20 protein-coding genes are annotated in these 21,696 nt (G+C 59.4%); 5 read left to right on the forward strand and 15 right to left on the reverse strand.

Going from position 1 to position 21,696, the window contains the following annotated elements:
- Window positions 1-13: 13 nt before the first annotated feature.
- From ACVWYP_RS41115 to ACVWYP_RS41165, 11 genes are all read right to left on the reverse strand, one after another.
- On the reverse strand, window positions 14-508 hold the full coding sequence (locus ACVWYP_RS41115; RefSeq protein WP_304497252.1) for a hypothetical protein: 495 nt from the start codon (window positions 506-508) through the stop codon (window positions 14-16).
- Between the two features lie 141 nt (window positions 509-649).
- The gene (locus tag ACVWYP_RS41120; protein ID WP_028345437.1) at window positions 650-1,330 is read right to left on the reverse strand and encodes an MIP family channel protein; all 681 of its coding nucleotides are present in this window, start codon (window positions 1,328-1,330) and stop codon (window positions 650-652) included.
- A gap of 110 nt (window positions 1,331-1,440) precedes the next feature.
- Window positions 1,441-3,072, reverse strand: a complete 1,632-nt coding sequence (gene groEL, locus ACVWYP_RS41125; protein WP_304500405.1) for a molecular chaperone GroEL — start codon at window positions 3,070-3,072, stop codon at window positions 1,441-1,443.
- 126 nt (window positions 3,073-3,198) lie between these two features.
- Entirely contained in the window at window positions 3,199-3,993 is a 795-nt protein-coding gene (locus ACVWYP_RS41130) for an iron-sulfur cluster assembly protein (protein ID WP_304497253.1), read from the reverse strand.
- A gap of 6 nt (window positions 3,994-3,999) precedes the next feature.
- Window positions 4,000-5,025 (reverse strand): amidohydrolase family protein, encoded by a 1,026-nt coding sequence (locus tag ACVWYP_RS41135; protein ID WP_304497254.1) that lies wholly within the window; start codon window positions 5,023-5,025, stop codon window positions 4,000-4,002.
- A 118-nt stretch (window positions 5,026-5,143) separates the two neighbouring features.
- Window positions 5,144-5,515, reverse strand: a complete 372-nt coding sequence (locus ACVWYP_RS41140; protein WP_028345441.1) for an MmoB/DmpM family protein — start codon at window positions 5,513-5,515, stop codon at window positions 5,144-5,146.
- 6 nt (window positions 5,516-5,521) lie between these two features.
- Window positions 5,522-6,592: an aromatic/alkene monooxygenase hydroxylase subunit beta gene (locus tag ACVWYP_RS41145; protein WP_304497255.1), complete on the reverse strand. Its 1,071-nt coding sequence runs from the start codon at window positions 6,590-6,592 to the stop codon at window positions 5,522-5,524.
- A 60-nt stretch (window positions 6,593-6,652) separates the two neighbouring features.
- Window positions 6,653-7,693, reverse strand: a complete 1,041-nt coding sequence (locus ACVWYP_RS41150; protein WP_304497256.1) for a 2Fe-2S iron-sulfur cluster-binding protein — start codon at window positions 7,691-7,693, stop codon at window positions 6,653-6,655.
- Window positions 7,694-7,776: 83 nt separating this feature from the next.
- A complete protein-coding gene (locus ACVWYP_RS41155) occupies window positions 7,777-9,447 on the reverse strand; it encodes an aromatic/alkene/methane monooxygenase hydroxylase/oxygenase subunit alpha (RefSeq protein ID WP_304497257.1) in 1,671 nt (556 codons plus the stop codon).
- 1,411 nt (window positions 9,448-10,858) lie between these two features.
- Window positions 10,859-11,911, reverse strand: coding sequence for an NAD(P)-dependent alcohol dehydrogenase (locus tag ACVWYP_RS41160; RefSeq protein WP_028345445.1), 1,053 nt, complete (start codon window positions 11,909-11,911; stop codon window positions 10,859-10,861).
- An 815-nt stretch (window positions 11,912-12,726) separates the two neighbouring features.
- Window positions 12,727-12,972 carry a hypothetical protein gene (locus tag ACVWYP_RS41165; RefSeq protein WP_155258917.1) on the reverse strand — a complete coding sequence of 82 codons (246 nt, stop codon included), beginning with the start codon at window positions 12,970-12,972 and terminating at the stop codon, window positions 12,727-12,729.
- Between the two features lie 534 nt (window positions 12,973-13,506).
- On the opposite strand from ACVWYP_RS41165, the gene ACVWYP_RS41170 reads away from it, so the two are divergent.
- A complete protein-coding gene (locus ACVWYP_RS41170) occupies window positions 13,507-13,644 on the forward strand; it encodes a hypothetical protein (RefSeq protein WP_304497258.1) in 138 nt (45 codons plus the stop codon).
- Here the strand turns inward: ACVWYP_RS41170 and ACVWYP_RS41175 are convergent.
- Window positions 13,641-13,883, reverse strand: coding sequence for a hypothetical protein (locus ACVWYP_RS41175; protein ID WP_304497259.1), 243 nt, complete (start codon window positions 13,881-13,883; stop codon window positions 13,641-13,643). The genes ACVWYP_RS41170 and ACVWYP_RS41175 overlap by 4 nt on opposite strands.
- A 415-nt stretch (window positions 13,884-14,298) precedes the next feature.
- Window positions 14,299-14,433: a hypothetical protein gene (locus ACVWYP_RS41180; RefSeq protein WP_259244931.1), complete on the reverse strand. Its 135-nt coding sequence runs from the start codon at window positions 14,431-14,433 to the stop codon at window positions 14,299-14,301.
- 784 nt (window positions 14,434-15,217) lie between these two features.
- Here ACVWYP_RS41180 and ACVWYP_RS41185 point away from each other — a divergent pair.
- Both ACVWYP_RS41185 and ACVWYP_RS41190 read left to right on the forward strand, forming a co-directional pair.
- Window positions 15,218-15,451 carry a LuxR C-terminal-related transcriptional regulator gene (locus ACVWYP_RS41185; protein ID WP_080687064.1) on the forward strand — a complete coding sequence of 78 codons (234 nt, stop codon included), beginning with the start codon at window positions 15,218-15,220 and terminating at the stop codon, window positions 15,449-15,451.
- Between the two features lie 562 nt (window positions 15,452-16,013).
- Window positions 16,014-16,427, forward strand: a complete 414-nt coding sequence (locus ACVWYP_RS41190; protein ID WP_304497260.1) for a hypothetical protein — start codon at window positions 16,014-16,016, stop codon at window positions 16,425-16,427.
- Between the two features lie 68 nt (window positions 16,428-16,495).
- On the opposite strand, the gene ACVWYP_RS41195 is transcribed toward ACVWYP_RS41190, so the two are convergent.
- Window positions 16,496-19,855 (reverse strand): adenylate/guanylate cyclase domain-containing protein, encoded by a 3,360-nt coding sequence (locus ACVWYP_RS41195; protein WP_304497261.1) that lies wholly within the window; start codon window positions 19,853-19,855, stop codon window positions 16,496-16,498.
- Window positions 19,856-20,096: 241 nt separating this feature from the next.
- Window positions 20,097-20,522, reverse strand: a complete 426-nt coding sequence (locus ACVWYP_RS41200; protein WP_028344263.1) for a YybH family protein — start codon at window positions 20,520-20,522, stop codon at window positions 20,097-20,099.
- A gap of 130 nt (window positions 20,523-20,652) precedes the next feature.
- Here ACVWYP_RS41200 and ACVWYP_RS41205 point away from each other — a divergent pair, with 130 nt between their 5' ends.
- Both ACVWYP_RS41205 and ACVWYP_RS41210 read left to right on the forward strand, forming a co-directional pair.
- The gene (locus ACVWYP_RS41205) at window positions 20,653-20,871 is read left to right on the forward strand and encodes a hypothetical protein (RefSeq protein WP_028344262.1); all 219 of its coding nucleotides are present in this window, start codon (window positions 20,653-20,655) and stop codon (window positions 20,869-20,871) included.
- Window positions 20,872-21,463: 592 nt separating this feature from the next.
- Entirely contained in the window at window positions 21,464-21,661 is a 198-nt protein-coding gene (locus tag ACVWYP_RS41210; protein WP_304497262.1) for a hypothetical protein, read from the forward strand.
- Window positions 21,662-21,696 lie beyond the last annotated feature (35 nt).

The raw sequence follows: 21,696 nt of genomic DNA on the forward strand, positions 1-21,696 counted from the left end.
TCGCTCACGGAGATCATTCGACGCTTCTGGAGATCGCGTCCAGGCCGAGGCGGCCCGAGATGATCTGTTCCAGGTTGGCTTCCGACGCCTCGTCGGGCACACTCACTCCCTCGAGGTCGGCCAGGACCTTGTACAATTCGTCATCCAGCGGCTCGAAGATCCCATTCTCGCGTATCGCCAAAGCGAAGTATCGCGATTGGCCTTTGCCGCGCAGTTCACCGACAAAATCGAGCTGCCGTCCTGACGCGAGATCGGCGATGACGACGCGACCATTATGGCTGATCCGCACATAGGGCTCGACCTCTTTCGGGCGAGCCGGAGGCGTGGACCAGAGCTTGCCCGATGGTTGGGGCTGCGAAGGGGGCGTCGGATTGCGCAACTGCTGCCAACGCCCGAGTGTCAGATGATTGGCGAGCGCGTTGATCGTCGTGCGGTTCTTCTGAAGGAAGTCCTTGGCCGCCACCTCTTCCCGGTGCGGACCGTCACGCTTGGAGATGATGTAGACCATGTCCCTTTTTCCTCCCGCCCGGCTGATGGGATGATCGTGGAGGCTTGTTACACCGCCTCCTTCCGTTCATGCCGGAGCATTCAAGATTGTAACCCGTTCCAAATCGTTGTCACGGTGCTATCAATCATTCGATCGCGAACGTCACGCCGTCGCCACCACCTGGCGCGTAACCCCCGCCTTGAAGACGTAACCGGACAGCGCGGCCCCCAGGCAAGGCGCCACAAAATAGAGCCACACCTGTGACAGCGCATCGGAACCCGCAAACAATGCCGGCCCCAGCGAACGCGCCGGATTGACCGATGAGCCCGATACGGCGATGCCGGCGAGGTGGATCGCAACCAACGTGAGGCCGATCACCAACCCGGCATAGGCGGATGCCGCTCCGTTTTGCGTTGCACCAAGGATCACCGTCAGAAACAAGAAGGTTGCCGACGCTTCGAACACGAACGCGGAGAGAACGCCGTATTGTCCCCAGCCATTCTGGCCAAAGCCGTTCGCCGCGACGTCGTAGCCGCCGACTTTACCTTCCGCGATGAGGAACAGCACGGCTGCAGCCGCGATCCCCCCGATGAACTGCGCGACGATATAGCCGGAGAAATCCCGCGGCGACATCCGGCCGGCGACGAGCATCCCGAGGCTGACGGCCGGATTGAGATGAGCGCCGGAGATATGTCCGATCGAATAGGCCATTGCGACCACGGAGAGGCCGAATGCGAACGCCACGCCCAGCAAGCCGACCTCGGCCCGCATGAAGATCACGGTCGCGCAGCCAAAGAATACCAGCGCGAACGTGCCGATAAATTCCGCAACATACTTATGCATAACTCCCCCTTCCTGGTGAAGAATTCGATATCGAGGCCTTAGTCGCGCTGGTCGCGGCGCACGTCGTCTCCTGAGACGGCGCGGCGGAACGCGGACCGCGTACACATGCCTCATGCGCGTCCAAGCTTCTCCGCCCCGCCGCCCAGTGCCGGCCCCTGTGTCGGATCGATGTATTCCGGAACATCGGCAATCAGGGTGTTGGTGGTCAGCACCAGCGTGGCGACGGAAGCGGCGTTTCGAAGCGCGGTATAGGTCACCCGAACGGGATCGACGATGCCGGCCGACACCATGTCGATGAATACACCGTTGGCGGCATCGAACCCGACACCCGCCCGGGAACCCTGCAGATCGGCCACGACCTTCTCCGCATCATGGCCTGCATTCCTGGCAATGAAGGCGGCGGGACGCGACAGGGTTTCGCGCACCAGCTTGATGCCCTCACCGAGGTCGCCATTGATGTTGCCGAGCGTGCGCGCGACCACCGGTGCGCACTGCGCCAGCGCCGTGCCGCCACCGGGCACGATGCCCTCCTCGGCCGCGGCCCGCGCGGCGCTGAGCGCATCGTCGATCAACTGGATCGTCCGCTTCTGCTCCACGGGAGTGACGCCGCCTGCAAGGATCACAGCGGTCCCGCCCGACAACTTCGCCAGCCGCTCCTTCAGCTTGTCCTGCTCGATGTTCGGCGGTGCCAGGTCGTGCTGCTTGGCCACCTGCTGGCGCCGCGCGGCGATCGCCGCATCGTCACCGCCGCCGCGGATGATTACCGTTTCTCGGGCGCTGGCTCGCACATGCCGCGCGGTGCCGAGATCTGCAAGACTTGTCTCTTCGAGCTTGCCGCCAAGCTCGCGTGCGATAACCCGTCCCCCGGTGATGATGGCGAGATCGTCCATCATCGCCTTGCGCCAGTGACCATAGTCAGGCGGATTGACCACCAGGATCCTGCCACGGTTGTCATCGCCGAGCAGCGTCACGACCACTTCCGGCGCAATCTCCTCGGCGACGATGACAAGCGGCCGCCCGGTCGTGGCGACCGTCGCACGCACCGCCGCCAGCTCGGCCGGCGTCTTGATTTTCAGGTCGGTCAGGAGAATGTAGGGCTGATCGAGCACCACCTCCATCTTTTCGACATCCGTCACCATGTGGTGGGAGATATAGCCGCGATCGAACGACATGCCTTCGACGACTTCGAGCGTCGTGCTGGTCGTCAGCCCGTAATCGGAACTGATGATGCCGTCCTTGCCGACGCGCTGGACCGCCTCCGCAATCAAACTGCCCAGATGAGCGTCGGTCGATGCGATCGTTGCCACCGCCTCGAGCGTCTTGCGATCCGATACGGCAATTGCCGAGCTCTTCAGGGCCTCGACGACAACCTCGACGGCCCGATCGATCCCTTTGCAGAGATCGACGGCCTTGGCGCCCCGCTCCAGTGCCGCAACGCCTCCCTGGATGAGACCATTTGCAAGCACCATGGCGGTAGTCGTCCCGTCGCCGGCGACTTCGTTGGTCTGCATCGAGACCTCGCGCACCACCTGCGCACCCATGTTCTCGAAGCGATCGGGCAGCTCGATTTCAGACGCAATGGTGACGCCATCGCGAGAGACGATGGGTGTGCCGATCGGCCTGTCGACCATCGCGTTCATGCCCTTGGGACCGAGGGTCGATTCGACCGCCGCCGCAAGCTTCTGGACTCCGCGCGCAAGAGCACGGCGGGCTTCGATATGATGTAGTAATACTTTCGGCATCGGTTCCACTCCCTAGCGGTCGCATCGTGTCGTCTGGTTGGGCGGACTTGCTGACCGCTCCGGTTCTTGGCGCTCGCAGGCACCGCTAAACGCGGCCCCACGCCGGCGCAATTCTGGCGTCTCCGGTCACAGGCCGCCGGATGGAACGGCACAACTGCCGCAGCCTCCGCACGGTGACGGCGTTCGTACAGTGTTGCCGTCGTCGCGATAGCGGACAGCAAGCAGGCCTCTGCAAAATGAGCTATTGAACTCCATATTGATGCGCACTCCGCGCAACCGCTGCAGATAGGACGTCAGTTCGTGCCGCTTGATCGGGGCCCCCTCGTAGGTGACAAACGCGCGATCCTCAGGAAGGCAAGCAACGCCTGTTTCAATCAGAAGCTCGCGGTAGCGGGGCTTCTGACGCGCGACGTCCGGCGAAGTGAACTCGACCTCGTCAAAGGCACGCAAACTCATCCGGCAGATCTCCGGATCTTCATAACCTAGCCCCCGCAGCGCCAGGATCATGATCTCCTGGCGCCGCTCGAACGCCTTGCGACGGAATTTATCCCGCAATTCGTTAAGCGAGCCTCCCGGCGCAAACTCCTTGAGTGCGTCAGCAAATGACCTGCCTTCGCGGACGCCACGGTTGATCTCCTCCGCGACCATATGGTCCCGAAGCTGCGGCCGCGCCTCGCGAACCCACGGCAGCGACGACACTGCCCGGCGCATGTCGTCGGCCATGAGGAACGCGAAGTTCGCTGAACACCAGTAAGTCGGCAACCGAAAGACGATATCGACATCGCCATCGTCATCGACGGTGACATGCTCGACGAATCCAAGATCGGTCACCGACTCGTCGAGTTCAGGGTCTGTCACCAACGCGAGGCGCTGCCACACCTCGCTGGTCCTGCGGTCTTGCTTCAGGAGCGGTGCGTTCATGTGATGTCATCCTGCCGCCGCGGTGGCGTAGGCACCCTTCGCAAGCTTTGCCTTCTGCGCCTCGACATCCACGCCGTAAAGCCGCGCAGCGTTGAGACCGAGAATCTTCTTCTTTGCCTGCGGCGTCAGATCGACACCGTGCTCTTGCTTCAGATCCTCGGGCAGCTCGAAGTTCCAGAACTTCTCGACCAGCCAGCGGGGCGTCCAGATCGCGTAGTCGCTGCCGAACAGAATCTTATCCTCGCCGACCCAGAACAGCAATTCGCTGATCACTTCCGCAAAATACCGGGGACGTCCGTGAATGAACGGAAGCGCTACTGCAAGACCGCCATAGACGTTGGTCTCCTGCACGGCGATCCAGCAGAAATCGTCAAGTCTGGGCAGACCGCAATGCTCGATGATGAAATTCAGGCCCTGGAAATCGGTCGCAGCGTGATCGACGTCGTGAACATCGAACGCATCCTTGTCCAGTGGGATAATGGTCGGCCCCTTGTGGACGTGGATGTTGGTGATGCCGAGCTTCTGGCAGAGCTCGAAGCAACGATATGCGTTCGGATCGGTGAGCTTCCAGCCCCGCGACTCGCCCTTCCATTCGGCGGTGTAGAGCTTGACGCCCTTGATGCCGAACGTTTCCTTCATGTAGTGAATGTAGTCCAGTGCCCGCTCGCCATCGCGCGGATCGAAGGCGCCGTTGACGATGAAGCGGTCCTTGTACTTCTTCGCCATCTCGGCGTTGCGGTCGATGGTGTTGAAGCCGTTCTTGTAGAATTCCGTGAGGTAGGTCGACTGCACGATGGCCATGTCGTCCGGACCGTCGACGAACAAATCGCGGTACATCTGCTCTGCGGTGTATTTCTCGAACTGGTCCTTGGGCCAGACCTTGTCCTTTGGACTGAGCGAGGTGTGGTAGGCATAGAAGCAATCAATAAACTGCTTGCCGTGGATGTTGAGCTGGTTCGCCGGACTGCCGTCCCAGAAGTGGGTATGACCGTCGATGACGAAGACTTCCTCGCCCGTGGGAGTTATGAACATGATGGTCTCCAGGATTTCTTGATAAGCTCTGTCCGATCGATCCACGCGCCGTCGCGGCGCGAACACTCTAGAAACGGTGGGGCCACACCAGGAAGGTGCGGCCCCCAGTGAGGGAGCTTCACTCGATGTATTCGAAGACCTCATCCATGTTTCCGAACAGCGTCACGGTATTGTCGTCGATGCGCACCATCCGGCCGTAGTGGGTCGAGGTATTCACTTCGAATATCTCGGCCGTCATGTCCTTTCCGAGGATGTCGCTGATCTCATCCATCTTGAAGATCAGCTTGCCCTCGCCGTCGATGCGGATCAGGGCCGGCTGGTAAGTCACGGTCACGTTCGGCTTCTTGCCCATGAATTCGGCGATGGCGCGCGCCTCGACGCTGTCGTTCATGGTGACGCCGCACTGATGGGAAATCGTCTGTTCAAAACGGAGATCTCCCATCTTCTGGAAGATGTTCTGGTTGGTCGCACTTCTGGAAGCAACGGACATCGCAATTTACTCCTTGGGAAGGACGAGACCGAGCTCGCCGAGAATCTTCTTGATGCGTTCAACCGACTGCGCGCGGACGTCGGCGTACTGCACCGGCTTCGAATGCGGCTGCGACCAGATCGGCTGCAGTCCGGCGGCCGCCTTGCCGGCGAGCGCCACGTGCTTGTTCACCCAGCCCTGGAACAGCTTCTTGTTGTGCGCGGCATGCTGATTGTCCGTCACCAGCAGGTGCATCAGGTCGATTGTGTTCGCGAGATTGCGCTCATAGTCGGCCTCGGCCGCCGAAATAACCGCCGGCGTGATGAAGTCGCCGTTCGGCGAGCCGACCTGCATCAGGAAACCGCTGCGGAACAGCTCGCCGACCAGCGGCTCGAACACGATGTTGGTGGCGAAGTACTGCTCAAGATAGTCGGCCGACCCCATGATCGATTCGATCGATTCGCGGGTACCCTGCCAGCCCTTGTCCTCCAGCCACACCCGCTTGCCCGCGGCGTCGTCGAAGCCCGGAATGTCCATTCCGATCTCGGCGAGATAGAGCGTGATGTCCTGGGCCAGACGAAGCTTGTAGGACGAGTTCGTCAGGGTCGCGTTGTTGATCATCTGGGTGTAGCCGTAGCGCTGCGCCTGCATTAGCGACGTGCCAAGCCCGAATTCGGCATGTTTCCACGCGCCGAGGTGGTTTTGCAGGATCTTGACCCAGGCCTTGTCGAAGCCCTTCGGCGCGCCGGACTTGCGGCCGTTGGCGATCACCGACTGGACCATCGTCTCGATCTTGGACTGGCGTTGGTAGTGGGTGCGCTCCCACTCCTGGTCGGGCGCACGGAAGGCATGCCAATTCGAGCTCAGCGCGGCGGTGTTGTCCTTGGTGTAGGCTCCCTTCCCGTTGGGGAAGGAGATGATCCAGTCCTGTAGCAAATAGCGTTCCGGATCGGGCTGAACGTCTACGGTCACGTCCTCATAGTGTGTCGCCCGCTTGCTGCGGGGCTCGAAATACCGGTACTTGCGGCTGTCCGAATCCGGAAATACCGCAGCGCCTGCTGCACCGGATTTCGCTGGAACACTTTGAACGGCAGTCATGGTCGTCTTCCTCCTCCCTTGGTGGGCTCTATAAAAGGCACGGTCGCTGTTCGAAAAACCTCAGTTGTTGGCTGGTGTGAACTTGTCGAAGAAGATGCGATCCGACTCGACGTCGTTCATCTGCAGCACCGGCACCAGCGCCTCGATCATCGGTGACGGTCCACAGGCATAGACGTCGACGTCTTCGCCATATCCCGCGTCGCGAAGGTACGCTCCGACGGCTTCGTGCACGAAGCCCTTTGCTCCACCCCAGGCCGTATCATCGGCCGCATGGGAGAGCACCGGGACGAAGTTGAACTCCGGATGCTTGGCGGCGAGCTCTGCGAAGTGATCGAGATAGAAGAGATCGTTGCGCGTCCGAGCTCCATAGAAGAAGTGCACCGGGCGTGCTTCGCCGGACTCGATGTGATCATGCAGGATCGACCACAGCGGCGACATCCCCGATCCGCCGCCGACCAGTACTATGGCTCCGGTTCTGTTTTCTCGCCGGAAGCAGGTCCCGTAGGGTCCGCGGAGTCCGACCGCGGTTCCGACGGCGAGGTCTCCGTCGAGCCGGGAAGAGAAGCGTCCGTTCGGGTACTTTTTGATGATGAATGCGAGCTTTTCGCCCTCGACCGGCGAATTTGCCATGGAAAACGAGCGCGTAATCGTCTCTGCCCCCGGGAGCGTGATGTCGACATATTGACCCGCCCAGAACTTCAGAGGTTGCTCGAGCGATATCTCGAGGAGCCGGATGTCATGGGTCAGCGCGGAGACGCTCGTGACTGTGCCCGTGAAGTCCCTGACCGGGATCGATTTCGACAGCACCTCCTCGTCATAGTTGAGGAGCTCCACCTCGAGATCCGAATAGGCCAAGGTCCGGCACAGCAGGATGTAATCCTGGCCTCGCTCCATCTCGTTGAGGGCGAACGTCGAGTATTTCTTGAGTTCGACTTCGCCTCCGGTCAGGACGCATTTGCACGCCGAGCACTGCCCCTCCTTGCAACCATGCGGCAGTGCAATGCCCTGGCGGAACGCGGCGTCAAGAACGGTTTCGTTCTCCTCGACCTCGAATTCTATGCCTACCGGTTGCAGGCGAACGACATTAGCGGGCGTGCCCATAGGGCCTCCTCAAACCAAGGCTTGCGTATCTTCCGGAGAGTGATCGGGAAGGAGCCGGCCGGAGCCGGCTCCTTCCGTCTCGGTTAGTTGCAGGGATTGATGGTGAATCCCTTGCGATACTCGGCGAGATGCGTCTCCCGGTCGGCCGGGCTCATCTCCCGCAGCGTGAGAAGCGGGCTCTTCAGGATGTGGCCGCGGACATCGTCGAGCGTCCACATTTCCTTCTCGTCGAAGCGCAGGTGCGGCTGAGCGACCAGGGTCTTGCCGTCTGTGCGCACGAAGCCGAGATCCTTGATCGCGTCGGCGATATCGACATTGTGGTAGACGCTTTCCCATTCGCGACGGCCGCTGAACCGCCCCATCGCCGGGGTCGGACGCCCCTGGTATTCGCCGGCGAAGGCTTCGACGGCCGTCCAGCGATCGAGCTCATGGGCGAACGTGTAGAGCTTGCCGTCGATCTCACCTGTGACCATGTCCTCGCGGATCAGGCAGGGCACCAGGCACGACCAGCAGCGGTGCGGATAGACGTAGCCGACGTCGCTGTTGAAGAGAATGTTGGTCTGGCCGCGATGCGACAGCTTCTCGTACCACTTCCAGAAGTCGCCGAACTGGGCATACCAGCCCGGATACTTGTGCTCGAACCACTCGAAGTCCTTGTCGGTCTGGGCCTCGATACGCCAGAAGTTCGCGGACCAGCCGACCGCGAAGAACTGCGCGACCTTGTGGACGTAGTGCTTCTCGGTCAGCCGCTTCCAGGCAGTCTGAACGTCGTCATGATGGATCTTGATGCCGTACTTCTCGAGCGGCAGCATATAGGTGCGATAATAATCCTCGAAGATCCAGCGGTGCCACATCTCCGCGTAGGACTCCTTGGTCTTGTCGCGGTTCGTGGTGCCGTACTCGATGAAGGTGCCGATCGCCGCGTCGACGATGGCGTGGTTCTGCCAGAACGCATATCGCATGTCGCGCTCGAGCAGCAGATGGTTCTCCGGCTCCTTCAGCATCGACATCAGCATCGAGTGGCCGTTGCCGATGTGGCGGCTCTCATCCGACTGAACCGACAGGAAGACCGTCGGTAGCGCATAGTCGCCGTTGCGGGCAGCCTCCGACGGCATGGCGACGAACAACGTGTTGGTGAACGCGGTTTCGGCAACCACGGTCAGGTAGACGTTCGCCGAGGTGATCGCGTCGCCGGTGATGAAGCCCTCACCGAACTGCCGGCCGATCGTGGTGGCGTAGCACTTGCCGAACGCCTCCTCCGTGATGTCGAAGCCGGCCGGATCGATGTAGTTCTCCATGTACCACTTCTTGAGATTCATCTGGATCGTCGAGTGACGGAACTCGTCGACCATCTGCATCGTGAAGCCAGTGCGAAGATCTTCACCCGGAGCGAGGCGGCCGACCATGGCCATGGACCGGGCGGCGGAGATTTCCGGGAACGGGATGATCGCCAGGAACAGCTTCATCCACTCGACCCAACGCGGCTCGACGTTGCGGAACATGTCGCCGCGCAGCGCGGCATCGAGCGCACCGTAGACGCGGTTGTCCTTCTCCTCCTGCATCGGGAAGTAGGAGCGGAGGACCTGCTTCATCGGATCCTTCGGCGCTTTCGCGATCTTGTAGTCCGTGGGAAAGGTCATTGCTTCCTGGACGTAGGAAGGATTCCATCCGAGATCTGCAATCTTCTTTGCAGCATCACCGACGGATATGCCGCGCTGGGCGGTGATCTTGTTGAGTGTTAAAGTTCCAGACATCTCGTCTTTCCTCCTGATCGGGTCAGAAACCACATCGATATTCCGCCTGCCCTGGACCTTCGCGGCCCGAGCAGTGCTTACCCGTGCGTTACGGGCCACCTCGCGGCCATTTGCACGGCCGGACGTTTGATATCGGCAAGGGTCTCGGGAACGACTGTGGTGCACCGCAACGATGATCAGGAGCGATCTTCCGAACCACGGTCCTTCGATCGCAATGCCTCATCCCACCCATGATGCGCCCTCAGCTAAGCGTCCCCTTCCCTCGTTCTTGTCGCGGCTCACCCCAGACGGAGCAGTCAGCGTTGTTGTGATCAGCAGCTTTGCAATGGGCGTGCCAGCGCGTCCGAGGAGCTTGCCAGCCCGCTTTCTGAGGTACCGATGCCGGTATGGCGTGGACGGAGGCGTCACATTCGCCCGGCTTGCGGTTGAAGGAGATGCAGATTGCGACGAGAATTGCAGAGGAAATTGCAGAATGAGAATCTCGACCGCGCAAAGGCATTGGTGTGCGCAGCAATGTTCGCAGCGCAAAAGAGAAGCGCGCTTGGATAATGGTACTGCTTCGTCTGAATCGGTAGCGACCGCAGGTTGGATACAGCGACCTTTCGGGACTACCGGGTCTTTAGCCCGAAGCACTGCGCCGGACCGCTTCCCCCACGCGCACGCGCGAACTAGCGGGAGGTCTCCGCAACGGTTGAGCGCTTTGTCTGCGCTACCCCGGAGACCCAGCGGTCGCAGTAAAGCGCGTAGCAGTCATGACCGCAGAACGACAGCCCGGTGCTGAATTCCTTGAGATAGCTCGCGCCGATTGGTTCACAACAAAGCATACATAGGGTCCTCGGGCGCAGCGTCACGCCATTCACCAGAATGAACCTCATGTGGCGCCTTTCAATGCGAAGAAACGATCTCACTGGCAATCGCCCACCCCAATTCAGCCGACCAGGAACCAACGAAGCGTCTTGCAGCCGGCTCCAGCATTTCTCTAAACCGGTCAATGCGCTTCGCTGGTGCCTGCGCATGGTTCGTGCAACGGCCGTGCCAGACCGTCGAATTCTTCCGACCGTCGTTTCCTGAGCGAAGTGATCACCGGCGATCCTGGATACCGTGTCCCTCGACTTGAGAGCGTCCGGGACGCAAATTGCGACAAAGATGCAAATTGAGACTCTCTGCGACCTGTAGTTGGGATTCCCCGGGCCCGGCGTTTGCAATGCAACATGGGCAGTATATCCGGGATGCTTGGAGTGAATTTGGATCGACTGGCTGCTTCCCGCTGATCTCAAGAAAGCGCTTCGATAAGGCTTCTTCAAAGTCATCTCCGGCGAGCGCAATCGAAAGCGAATTCATTCGCAATGCCAGACTTACAGGCGCATGAAATCCACCACGAGCAAATGCTCGCGGTGGACCAGGTTGGGGTTCACGGAATTAGAACTGCACGTCCATGAATCTTCCCGGCATTGAGATCATGCAAGGCCTTGTTTGCATCCGCGAGACGATACTCAGCGGTTGCTAACTCAACCAGACCGCGGTCTGCGAGCGCCATCAATTCCGTCAGCTCGGCCCATGTGCCGACGAGATTGCCGATAATGTTCTTCTCTGTAATCACCATGTCGACGGTCGGGATGCGGATATCCTCGCCGTAGCCAACAACGTAGTAGCTGCCCATCGAACGGGTCATCGCCAGCCCCTTGGATGTCGTGCCCTTTTCTCCGACGAAATCGATCACCGCCTCCGCGCCGTTTCCGGCGGTCAGAGCCAGAACGGCAGCCACCTCGTTGCCGTCGGCCGCTACCAGGTGATCGGCGCCCGACTTTTCAGCCAGCTTCAGCGAAGCTTCGGACTTATCGACCACAATAATATCGGCGGCGCACATTGCTTTGAGGCACTGGATTGCGATGTGACCCAATCCACCTGCACCGATCACGACGCAGAACTCACCTGGCAAAAGGTGACGCGTGGCTTTCTTGACCGCGCGATAAGCTGTGAGGCCAGCATCCGCGTAAGGCGCCACCTCCTTGGGCGCCAGCGTCCGTGGCAGCGGCACGATATTCCGTTCCGAGGTGCATAGGAATTCTGCATAACCGCCGTTGCAATCCAGACCCGGAAATGTGCCGGGACCATGCATGTCGAAGCCGCGCCGACAGGCGAGACACGTCCCTCCAGTGATCTTCGGATGAACGATGACGGGATCTCCCTTTTTCAGTCCCTCGACCTCCTTGCCGACCTCCTCGACCCAACCTGCATTTTCGTGACCCATGATGATGGGGAGGAGCTTGTCGCCGGACGGATCCATGTGCGGCTTCCAGACACCTTCGATGATGTGGAGGTCGGTCCTGCATACGCCCGCGCCACCGATGCGGACGATGACGTCGGTCGATTTCGTCAGTTTGGGATCAGGTACGTTTTCTTCGATGACCCAACGGTCGTTGGACAGCTTCTCGTCATACGCTTTCAATACTTGGGCTCTCATGGTCTCCTCCGTCTGCCCAGCGAACCTTGTGCTCGCCGTCGCGGGGGGCGCCTCAGCATTTTTCGTGCCAGCGCGATTGCTGTTGCAGCGCGATGCGGGACGTGCTGGAGCCCATCATTGGCCACACTCAACCCTCATCTTGTGGAGGCCGCCGCACGAAGGCGCCTGCTCCGGGTTCGCTGACTGCGCCAGTAACGACATCAGCGAACCGCGCGATCGAGATCGAACGAAAACGAAACAAAATCAACGAAGCAGATCGATATTCAGCCGCTCATGGTTGCAGGTTCGAGTCCTGCCATCTCTCCGGTGACCTGCGAAATAATTCTCGGCGGATGCAGGTGAGTCGTTAGCAAATCAGCAAGCAGATCCGCGCGGGCTTATCCGAGGGACGGGACCGTTGGGGGAAGCACGGTCACGTTTCGGAGGAGCTGGCGCGCCGGCCCTGAGCGTCGGCTCCTCTTTTGGACCTTGTGTGAGTTAGGCAACAGCCGTTACTCCGCGTGCCTGCTAAGCAGATGATGCGGGGAATTTCAGGGCCCTAGCGCTGGGAATGACGGGGCGCCGCCGGGACAAACCATTTCGGGACCGGCGGCGTAATTTTTGAGGTTTACCAGGCTAATGCGTGAGAGGCGTCTCGATATGACTGGCGACAAGATTGCTACAAAGGCCGTGCTATTCGCGCTGGCCATCGGCATTGCCGTATGGACAACCATGGGGGCGCCCGAGCCAGGCACAACTTCGCCGACGCACGTTGCCAGCAGGCCGTAAGAGCCCCTACAGGGCTTGGGAGATGGCGCTGTCGCTTTAGGTCGGCGTCATTCGAGCGGTAGAGAAAGCGCCGGCAGCGGCTTATTGCCCTGCTCGCAACCTGTTCGTCCCTTGAGCGGTAGAACCGGCGTTGAGGCATCCGGGGCAGTCCGGCCCATAAAATGGATCAGATTAGCGCCCGATGACCACTCCACATAACTAACAGCCGAAAAGGCGACCACTCCCACGACGAGAATACTGAGCACTGAAGCGGCGGCTGCTGACGGCAAGCTTTGGCTGCTCAAAAACGGCATCACGATTCTCCGACACCGAGTCGCCACCCATCCTTGCGTTATGCCAACTCGCGATGATCGAGTGTGAACGGCCTCACATTTCACGGGCACTTGATGTCGAGACTGGGCCCGACGCCGGTCCACGGCCGGCGGGCCAATTTTCGTTGATTCAGATCCAGGCCGCGGCCCAGTCGGGCAGACGATCCGGAAGCGGCTTGTCGAGCAGGCCGGCGACAAGCACGCCGAAGGCTGCGCCTTCGATGGCCCCTTCAGTGAACTCGACGTTTTCCGTCCTATTCGAAATGGAGGACCGCTGAGGCCGTCGCCCGCATCCCCTCGATAGTCGTGGGGCGCATTGTGATCAAGCGAGCGAAAATCATTCGCAGCCGATCCATGGCGTCCTCAAAGGCTTCTGCGGCGGCAAGGGTGACGCCCGTCCGTGTTCTCCACCGCAAAAAGCCCGGACCGAACGGGAGCACCGGTAGGTAATTAGCCCCTTGCGCTCGACTCCTAGTTGATTCAGAGTTCCCGAAGGGGATCACCGGGAGCTAGACGATGACAACGATCGGCACCGTGACTTTTCTCGTACTGGTCGGAATTCCGATCGCTTTGATCATTGGCGCCCGTTTCAGCGCACGCGCAGCCTATCGGAAGCAAATGACCGATAACGCTATGCGTTCGATGGGAAACTAGCGCCTTGTTCCCATCCTTGGCGGCTCGTCAGCCGACCGAATGTTCGAGCCGCGCTTGCCGCAAACCGTGCAGACGAACCGCGCCTCGACATCGGAAATGCGCACCTGATCAGGCCACCGCGAGGCATCCATTTGGACGTTGTGCGAGCACCTGTAGTCCTTGCTGAAGACGATGATCCGCGTTGCGCCGGTTTCGCGCATTTCGCCGAACGTGATCTTGGTGGGATAATCGTTCTTCATGCGCAGGATTACAGCGCTCGTTGGCGCGACCTTCAATCCCACGAGAGCTAGCGGTTCAGTGCCAGCTTCGACCCAAGAAGTCGGTCAAGCCCAGAGCCCACCCACCTTAGCGCGGACTCGCTCTCACGGTATCGGCTTCAGAGCCGGACGATGCGGATCGATCGTATAGGGAGGAAGGCCTAAAGCTAGACGTCACGGTAAAGACGAAATGAACTCGCGGCACGGCTCACAGATAAAGCCCTTTTCGGGTCGCACCGTCATTGGCTTGCAGCATTGTGGGCATTTCATACCGCGGCAACGCTGCTGCCAACTGCACGTTCCTACAGCGATAGTCTATTCGCTCGACGAGAAACGGCCCCAGCGAGGGGTTACGCGCTGAGGCCAAGTCATCATGTCATCACGAGAGGTAGGACGCTCAGCCGATCAGCAGCCAACTTACGCTGACGATGAGCGCCACGAACGACATTTCAGCGAAGCTGAGAAAGCCGTATTCAACACCATTCATGTGATCGAAACTGAACATGCTCGCAGGATCGCCGGGAAGCGTCATTCCCGCATTTAGATATGGATGTCAGTGAGGGTGCCCCAAAGAAACGGCCCCAGCACCCTTGGAGGCAGTGCTGAGGCCGTTCCTCATTCCCATTGCTTGCCGAGCCGCCGCTATCGGTAATCGGGCTGGCCCCTCTGGGCCTCAAAAAGTTGTCCTTAATGAAACCGCCCTGCCCAGTGCGGGGATGATCGAACCAAAGCGTAAGCCAGTCAATTAACTTGCGTGAATCAAAGGTAAACAAATCGTCCGGATGCTTAACGGACGGGTCCCCGCTCGGTAGGACTACTGAGTTGGCATGCCTAATAGTTCTGCCCTTAGCAATTCTAATGGTCCGCCAACCGTTCTCCCTCCACAGCGGAACTGTTACAGGCGTTCTCCGTGGGTGAACGTAGTTCCGAGGTTGAACTGATCCGCACTTCCCACATCTACTAGGAATGGAGCTGGATCGGGAAAAAATGGTAATCGAACGGAAGCTGGCGCGCTGCCGTCAGTTAGCAGAACAATTCGCTGATGGCCCGACTGCCAACCAGATCCGCGAGCTACAGGCTGAACTGCAGGAAAGCCTACGTGTGCTAGATGAGTGCACCCGATGGCAAGACCGCCTCAGTTTGCCGTGGCACAAATTGCACTAGCGGCCATCAGGCATTCAGGAATAGGTTTTCAACCCCAACCGCAGGGGTTGTGTCATGGGCAGTGACCTACTTGAAAGAGTTTTAATTGTAATCCTTGGTCTGACTCCGCTTGCCATCATCGGTGTTGCAATGTTCGCGCCGTGACGGCGCCGATGCTGAGCCCGCGTGAAAAGAAACTCCTGAGGCGCATGGCTCTCGGGCGGCGTGATACTCAAATCGCCACGCAGATCGGCGGGACAGAAGCGCAGATATCGGTCCAGCGCCTTCGCTTACTCAGGAAGCTCCAAATCCACTCTCAAGCTCAGATCGTGGATGCGGCGGAAAGATTGACTAGTTGGCCTACAGTAGTCTTTCGCAAGCCTGGCTCGGTGCATCGGGCCCGGTAGATGGCCCCAGCAACGGCCCCCATGCCCCCAAAGTTGCTGGGGCCGCTCAATCGTAAGGCCGCCTCACGGACGGCGGGAAGAAGTTCACGAGCCCGGATGAGGGAGACGTAAACAGATGGGTTCTCAATCAGGTGCTGGCACCAAATCCTTTCGTTCTTGATCTCACGTCAATGATGTATCTGTCCCAAGTCACCGGCCTCTCCAGGATCAACTATCCACACAGCCAGTTTATGAAGCGCATAAATTTCGACGCGCTGGGAAGACCCGAAAAGCCATTCATATTCCACAACGCCTGGAATCTCGATGAGCATAAACTCGCGTTGTTTTCCAACCGCCCAATGCCCCCAAGAAGGTCGATGAGAACAAGAAGGTCGATGGGAAAGAGTACAAAGTGCCTATCAGCGCATCCAGCTTATGTGCGTGTTCAGCCCTTCCCGTCGTCGAAGAAACCGTAGAGATCGACGGAGTTACCTACTGCGAAGGAGCACTGGTCGATACGGTCAACTTCGAGAGCTTGCTCCAGGAGCGTCATAAGCCAGGCGATGAGCTGGACGAGATATGAGTGAGCTTGATCGTCGATTCAAAGCAAGTCCGCAAACCGGAAAACCTTCACGATGCCCTGGCAAATCTCTGCCAATTGTTCGCAGCGACCGTTGGCGAAGATGATGTCAAGCTCTTCAAATATCACGTGCGGTACGACAAGCCAAAATCCGGGGAGCATCCGTGGAAGGGCACAAAAGTCGAGATTCATGTGCCGGGGCACATCAGTTTCAAATGGAACCACAGCAACCTGGACAGCGGGAGAAGGTTGGGAAGGATCGCTGCTGAACAAGCAATCGAGGCATACTACGAACACGGAAAACGTCCGCGGCATGACGGGCCACATTTCATAAATGAGAATCCTGCGGAAAGCGATGAGGCGGGATGGCGAGAGGTAAAACAAGCATATCACGAATGTCGAAGGCGGATTGCGTAACGGCAAGGCAAAGCAGCCTTGAGGCCGACCTGCTGAGCCAAGCTCCAATATCCGCAGTCCAGGCGGAATTATTGCAGTCGGTCGAGTAATGCCTTTGCCTGCTTCAGATCCTGCGTTTCAAGACCCTCGACGAACCAGCCATAGATGGGCACGAGCTGGTCGAGCGCTTCGCTGGTTCTGCCTTGATCGATCCACAAGTTGGCGAGGTCTACTGCTACTCGAAGTTCAAGGGCCTTGGCGCGTTGGCTTTTTGCAGTTGTCAATGCGTGATCGAGCAGTGATCGTGCATCGGTGCTGGCCTCCGGTGCATCGCGGACGAGCAATACGCGCGCTTTCAATCGATACAGCTCGGCCTCGAATATCCGTTCGCTATTGCGGCCGGTTGTAGCGAGACCCTGCTCAATCAGTTCGAGCGCGGCTTCGCTTTGATGGCTCGACAACAAAGCGGCACTCAGGAGCACATACAGTGCTGTGATGCCAAGCTGATAGCCCGCGCCGCGATATTCGTTCATCGCCGTGCGGATTTCCTCGAGCGCAGCGGACGAAGGATCAAGGAAGGTGGCGCTTATCCCCCGAATGGCGCGAGCCAATCCTCGCCACTGCCGGAATCCGAGCTCTTCCGACAAGGCGAGACAACGATCGGCATAGCGGTGTGCCTTTCGGAAGTCACCCCGAAGAGCGTGGAGAATGGATGCATAATAGCATCCATAGGCCTGCGAATGCGGATGACTGATGACGTCGGCACGCTGAAGGGCGGCATTTACACGCGCGAGTGCCGTATCAGCACGGCCCTGCAGCCAGAGCGCCCATGACATCAGAGCCAGGTCGGCCACACCCGCATCCTGGCCGGCAGCACGCGCCGCCAATCTGTCATGCTCGCTGCTCGCTTCGAACGCTTCGAAGGCCCGTTCGATCACCTCCTGGGCACCTACGAGATTTCCCATGAAAAGGCGTATCATCCCTTGCCCACGCATCGCGTTGAGCAACGTTGGTCGATCGCCCCGACCCTCCGCAAGATCGAGCAACACCGAGATCATTTCCTCGGCGACCGGCAACTCGCCACGAATGACGCTCGCGGTGGTCAACCAAAACATGATTTGTAGTCGCTCGGGGGGATCTCCGAGCCGCTGGCACAGCTCGCGCGCTCGCGCAAAGGTCGCCACCGCCTGGGGCGAGGCCGGCCCCTGGGTGGCAATGAGGCAGGGCCCGAGCTCGTACTGGAAATCAAGCTCCAGCCGGTCCTTAAGTGCACCGTCGGCCAAATGGGCCGAGACCTCAATGCCTTTGCGCAAGTGTGCGATCGCTTCGAGGTTGGCGGAGCGCATGGCCGCTTTCTTGCCTGCCTGGAGCCAATATTCTCCCGCCTTTTCGAACAATCCCGCCTCGGTAAGGTGGAGTGCGAGAGTCTCGGGTTGAGACTCCACAATTTCCGGGAATCGTTGCTCGAAAGCGTTGGCGACGGCGGCATGCAGCGCTGCGCGTCGGCTCTTCAGAAGTCCCGCTTCGGCAGCGTCCCGCACGAGCGCATGCTTGAAGGTGTAGACCGCCCGGGGTATCTCGCCTCGGCAGAATATCAACTCCGCCTGAACCAACTGGGCAAGCGCCTCCTCAAGCCGTTGCCTTGGCAGCTTGGCGACCACGCTCAGCAGTTCGTACGAGAACTCGCGCCCCACAACTGCGCCGATCTGAGCAACTTCCTTCACGGGGGCCAATCGGTCGAGCCTAGCCATCAGCGATGCGTTCAATGTCGTTGGAATCGCCATCGAGGGTAGCGGACCGCTGACCACGTAATGGTCGTCTCGCTCCTGCAGCAAGCCGGTTTCGAGCACCGCCTTGGTCAGTTCCTCGACGAACAGGGGCACGCCGTCGGTGCGAGCGAGGATTTGGTCCAAGACCTCCTCCGGAAGCGTCTTGCCTGCCGTGACGCGCTCGATCAAGGCCGCCCCGTTGCGCCGGTTCAGCCGTGTAAGCGAGACGGTCGTCACATGTGCATGACCAGGCCAGGGCGGCGTGAACTCTGGTCTCGCGGTGATGAGCAGCAGCACTCGGAGTCGTGGTACCTTTTCCAGTGTAATCGTGAGCAGCTCCATCGAAGTCGGGTCCGACCAATGGGCATCCTCAAAGATGATGAACACTGGCTGCCGCGCCGCCAACGCTTCGAGCTGAGCCGAGAATGCCGCCAACGTCATCTCCTTGTGTTTCTGCGGACTGAGCTCGGGCAGCTGGTAGCGGTCACTGACCGGCAGCGACAGAAGGTTTGCTAGGGCCGGCACCACACGATCTGCGTCGGCGCCGGACCGCAACAGCAGAGCTTCAAGCTTGGCAAACTTCTCCGTCGGCGCTTCGCCTCTTTCGAACCGGGCAGCACGTTCGAGATTGTCGATGAACGGATACAACGCACTGTTGGTATGGTGCGCCGAGCAGAAATGGCGGACCGTAATGTGTGGTTCGGCTTGGAGCCGCTCTTGAAGCGCCAGCGCGATGTGCGACTTACCGATACCTGGCTCTCCAGTTAGAACCACTACGCAACCTTCGCCCGAAGAGGCGTGCTGCCAGCGCCGCAACAGCAGCTCGATCTCCTCGTCTCGCCCGATTAAGGGTGTCAATCGAGTCCTGTGCTGAGCCTCAAAGCGGCTTTCGACTCCAGTCGTCCCGAGCACCTGCCAGGCAGGTATTGGCTCCGCCCATCCTTTCAGCGCGATGGAGCCAAGATCGCAGTATTCGAAATATCCTTCGGTGAGCTGGCGCGTACTCTCGGAGATCAGCACCGTACCGGGCTCGGCAAACTGCTGCAGACGAGCAGCCAGATTCGGTGTCTCACCGATCACCGCCTGCTCCTTGGCGGCGCCTTCGCCGATCAGATCGCCCACGACGACCATACCGGTAGCGATGCCAACGCGAACCTGCAGCTTGGTGCCGATATCTGTCTGCAGGTTGGCCACGGTATCGACCAGTGACAGCCCCGCCCGTGTCGCCTGCTCGGCGTCGTCCTCGTGCGCCAGGGGGTAGCCGAAATAGGCAAGCACGCCATCCCCCATGTAGCGCGCGATAACGCCCTCGCTCCGGGCGATAACCTCAGCGATGCAGGCGTGATAGTCGCCGATTATCGAGCGCAAGTCCTCCGGGTCAAGCCGGGCCGAAAGTGCGGACGAGCCCACCAGATCGCAAAACATGACCGTGATTTGGCGCCGCTCGGCGCTGTCTCGCGGCGCTGGTTTGGCGGCCGCTTGGTCCGATTCAGCGACATCATCCTCAAGTTCCGCAATTGCGCGCAGCATCTTGCGCCGGTGCCCAAGCAGGACGCCGAGGTCCTTGAGGTCCTGCTCCGTGAGATCGCCGACGACCGAGAGGTCGATGGCATTCTCTGCGAAACGATCGGCGTACTCTCCCAAACCGATCGATGCCAGCCACTCTGCAATACCTGTCATGGTATACCTATGGCCAATAGGGATAAGAGTAGCACATCGCAGAGACCTGCGAAGGCACATCTGCAAATGGAAGCACCGATCGCGAGACTTCTCAGCCAGTTTAACACATTGGCTCCGGCGAAAGGTGGGCGCTGCCAAGCGATGCCATGAGGCCCCGATCGCGAGCGCCTTCGCGACCGTGCAATAGCCAACTCAACGTAAAGCCTCGTTTGGCGCGAAGCACAGCTATGAACAGAGATGCCTAGTTGCCCTCGTTCCAGATGTCGGTGGTCAGCTTCCAATCATCGCCGCTCTTCTCCCAAACCACGACATACTTTCCAGTCACATCCTTCGGTGTCGGTCCCTTGGTCTTGAGGGCGAACGTCCCAATCTCGCGCGCCGCGGATGGGCCAAGGGGCTTAACGTCAAGGGTTGCGAGCTTCGGATCGCCAACTTGTTCCGCCATGCTTTTCCACATTGCTTCGATGGCTGATCGGCCGTGCACCATCGCAGAACCTGGCGGGAATGCGGTCGCATCCGTGCTGTAGAGTGACGCAACTCCAGAGAAGTCGCCCTTGTTGAACAACTCAATCCATTTCGCATTGATGGCCTCGATCTCGGCTCTTTGAGCCAAAGCCGGTGCGGTAAACGAGATCACGAATGCAATCATCAAGGCTATGCTACGCATGATCATCTCCAAATATGTTCGATGCGAATGCAGGGCGGACGTTGACTTGACAAGAACCGGATGCGTTGAATGAGGCATCCCAGACCGGGTTCGGCGCGCCAGCAATTCCGGGGAATTACCGTCAGCAACATTGACTAACCAGCGCAACGCGCGCCTCACCGGCGACCTGAGCGGTTTTGATCCCAATGAGATTGCGAACGATCTGATGCGTGCTGGGCTCGAGCTGGTCGAGGATCTAGAAGAAAAGAAATGTGGGACCGCTACGCAAGAGGCAGCGCCACTATCCTTCAACCGCCTGCGCATAGCGCTGGCACGTTTGGGGCAGTCACAGCGCCTCACCAAGCGCTGATGTCGGCTTCGGGTCCAAAAACTGACGGTGTCCTACCAAGAGACGATTGCCGCCTATCGCTCGACAAGCAGACATGTAGCTTAGCATTAAGTCCCTTTTCGCTATCGCTCAGACGTATCAAGTGGGCGCATCTCGTGCGTTATGGTAGCAAATGCTTCGCGCACCAATTCTCGAGCCGGATGCTCAGCCAATGTGAAGCCCATAGTGACGACGTATCACATTAGGATTATGGTGCGCTCGGAGGGCGTTCGCATCTGCTGCAATTTCAGTTGCCCATCCCAACGATGAAGAGCCAAAGGTTCATATCAGCCTTGTAGGAGCGTTTCAGCTGCCATTGCCGCCCCGGACCCCACGTCCGGAACGTAATCAGCGACCGAAACAATCAACAAGAGCAATGAAACTCGATCCTGATTGACCACCTTTATCGCTGTTTGTTCACGAGGTTTCGGTGCAGGATAGCGACCGCGCCGATTGGCGCCATGTGGCTCAAAGCGCTTGGTGTCGAAGATCCTCGAGCCGACCGTCGGCCGAGCTAATAGGATCGAAAGCTAGCTCCGCGCGTTGACTAGTTAGCCCAAATGGGAGGTCAACAATGGCTAACGACCGAGACCGACGGGCGCCGACGGCCGCGGAACGCGAAGCAAACAAGGCATTCAAAACGGTCAGGCCGAAGGATGCTATGACGGATTACGCCAAAGCGCAAAAAGCGATCCACGATAATCGAGAGCGCCTAAAGGCCGAACGGCTGGTGCGGGAGGCCGAAGCGGCCAACCGCACCAGAGCGGGCTAAGCGTCCCATGTGGATGATCACGGAGGACCAAAGTT

The sequence above is a fragment of the Bradyrhizobium sp. USDA 3262 genome, assembly GCF_054060035.1.

Coding starts and splice junctions, on each gene's coding strand:
- ACVWYP_RS41150 (WP_304497256.1), bottom strand. CDS start 7,693: ATGGGCACGCCCGCTAATGTCGTTCGCCTGCAACCGGTAGGCATAGAA.
- ACVWYP_RS41165 (WP_155258917.1), bottom strand. CDS start 12,972: ATGCCGTTTTTGAGCAGCCAAAGCTTGCCGTCAGCAGCCGCCGCTTCA.
- ACVWYP_RS41145 (WP_304497255.1), bottom strand. CDS start 6,592: ATGACTGCCGTTCAAAGTGTTCCAGCGAAATCCGGTGCAGCAGGCGCT.
- ACVWYP_RS41120 (WP_028345437.1), bottom strand. CDS start 1,330: ATGCATAAGTATGTTGCGGAATTTATCGGCACGTTCGCGCTGGTATTC.
- ACVWYP_RS41180 (WP_259244931.1), bottom strand. CDS start 14,433: ATGACGCTTCCCGGCGATCCTGCGAGCATGTTCAGTTTCGATCACATG.
- ACVWYP_RS41160 (WP_028345445.1), bottom strand. CDS start 11,911: ATGAGAGCCCAAGTATTGAAAGCGTATGACGAGAAGCTGTCCAACGAC.
- ACVWYP_RS41210 (WP_304497262.1), top strand. CDS start 21,464: ATGGCTAACGACCGAGACCGACGGGCGCCGACGGCCGCGGAACGCGAA.
- ACVWYP_RS41170 (WP_304497258.1), top strand. CDS start 13,507: ATGACAACGATCGGCACCGTGACTTTTCTCGTACTGGTCGGAATTCCG.
- ACVWYP_RS41185 (WP_080687064.1), top strand. CDS start 15,218: ATGCTGAGCCCGCGTGAAAAGAAACTCCTGAGGCGCATGGCTCTCGGG.
- ACVWYP_RS41115 (WP_304497252.1), bottom strand. CDS start 508: ATGGTCTACATCATCTCCAAGCGTGACGGTCCGCACCGGGAAGAGGTG.
- groEL (WP_304500405.1), bottom strand. CDS start 3,072: ATGCCGAAAGTATTACTACATCATATCGAAGCCCGCCGTGCTCTTGCG.
- ACVWYP_RS41135 (WP_304497254.1), bottom strand. CDS start 5,025: ATGTTCATAACTCCCACGGGCGAGGAAGTCTTCGTCATCGACGGTCAT.
- ACVWYP_RS41175 (WP_304497259.1), bottom strand. CDS start 13,883: ATGAAGAACGATTATCCCACCAAGATCACGTTCGGCGAAATGCGCGAA.
- ACVWYP_RS41195 (WP_304497261.1), bottom strand. CDS start 19,855: ATGACAGGTATTGCAGAGTGGCTGGCATCGATCGGTTTGGGAGAGTAC.
- ACVWYP_RS41140 (WP_028345441.1), bottom strand. CDS start 5,515: ATGTCCGTTGCTTCCAGAAGTGCGACCAACCAGAACATCTTCCAGAAG.
- ACVWYP_RS41155 (WP_304497257.1), bottom strand. CDS start 9,447: ATGTCTGGAACTTTAACACTCAACAAGATCACCGCCCAGCGCGGCATA.
- ACVWYP_RS41200 (WP_028344263.1), bottom strand. CDS start 20,522: ATGCGTAGCATAGCCTTGATGATTGCATTCGTGATCTCGTTTACCGCA.
- ACVWYP_RS41130 (WP_304497253.1), bottom strand. CDS start 3,993: ATGAACGCACCGCTCCTGAAGCAAGACCGCAGGACCAGCGAGGTGTGG.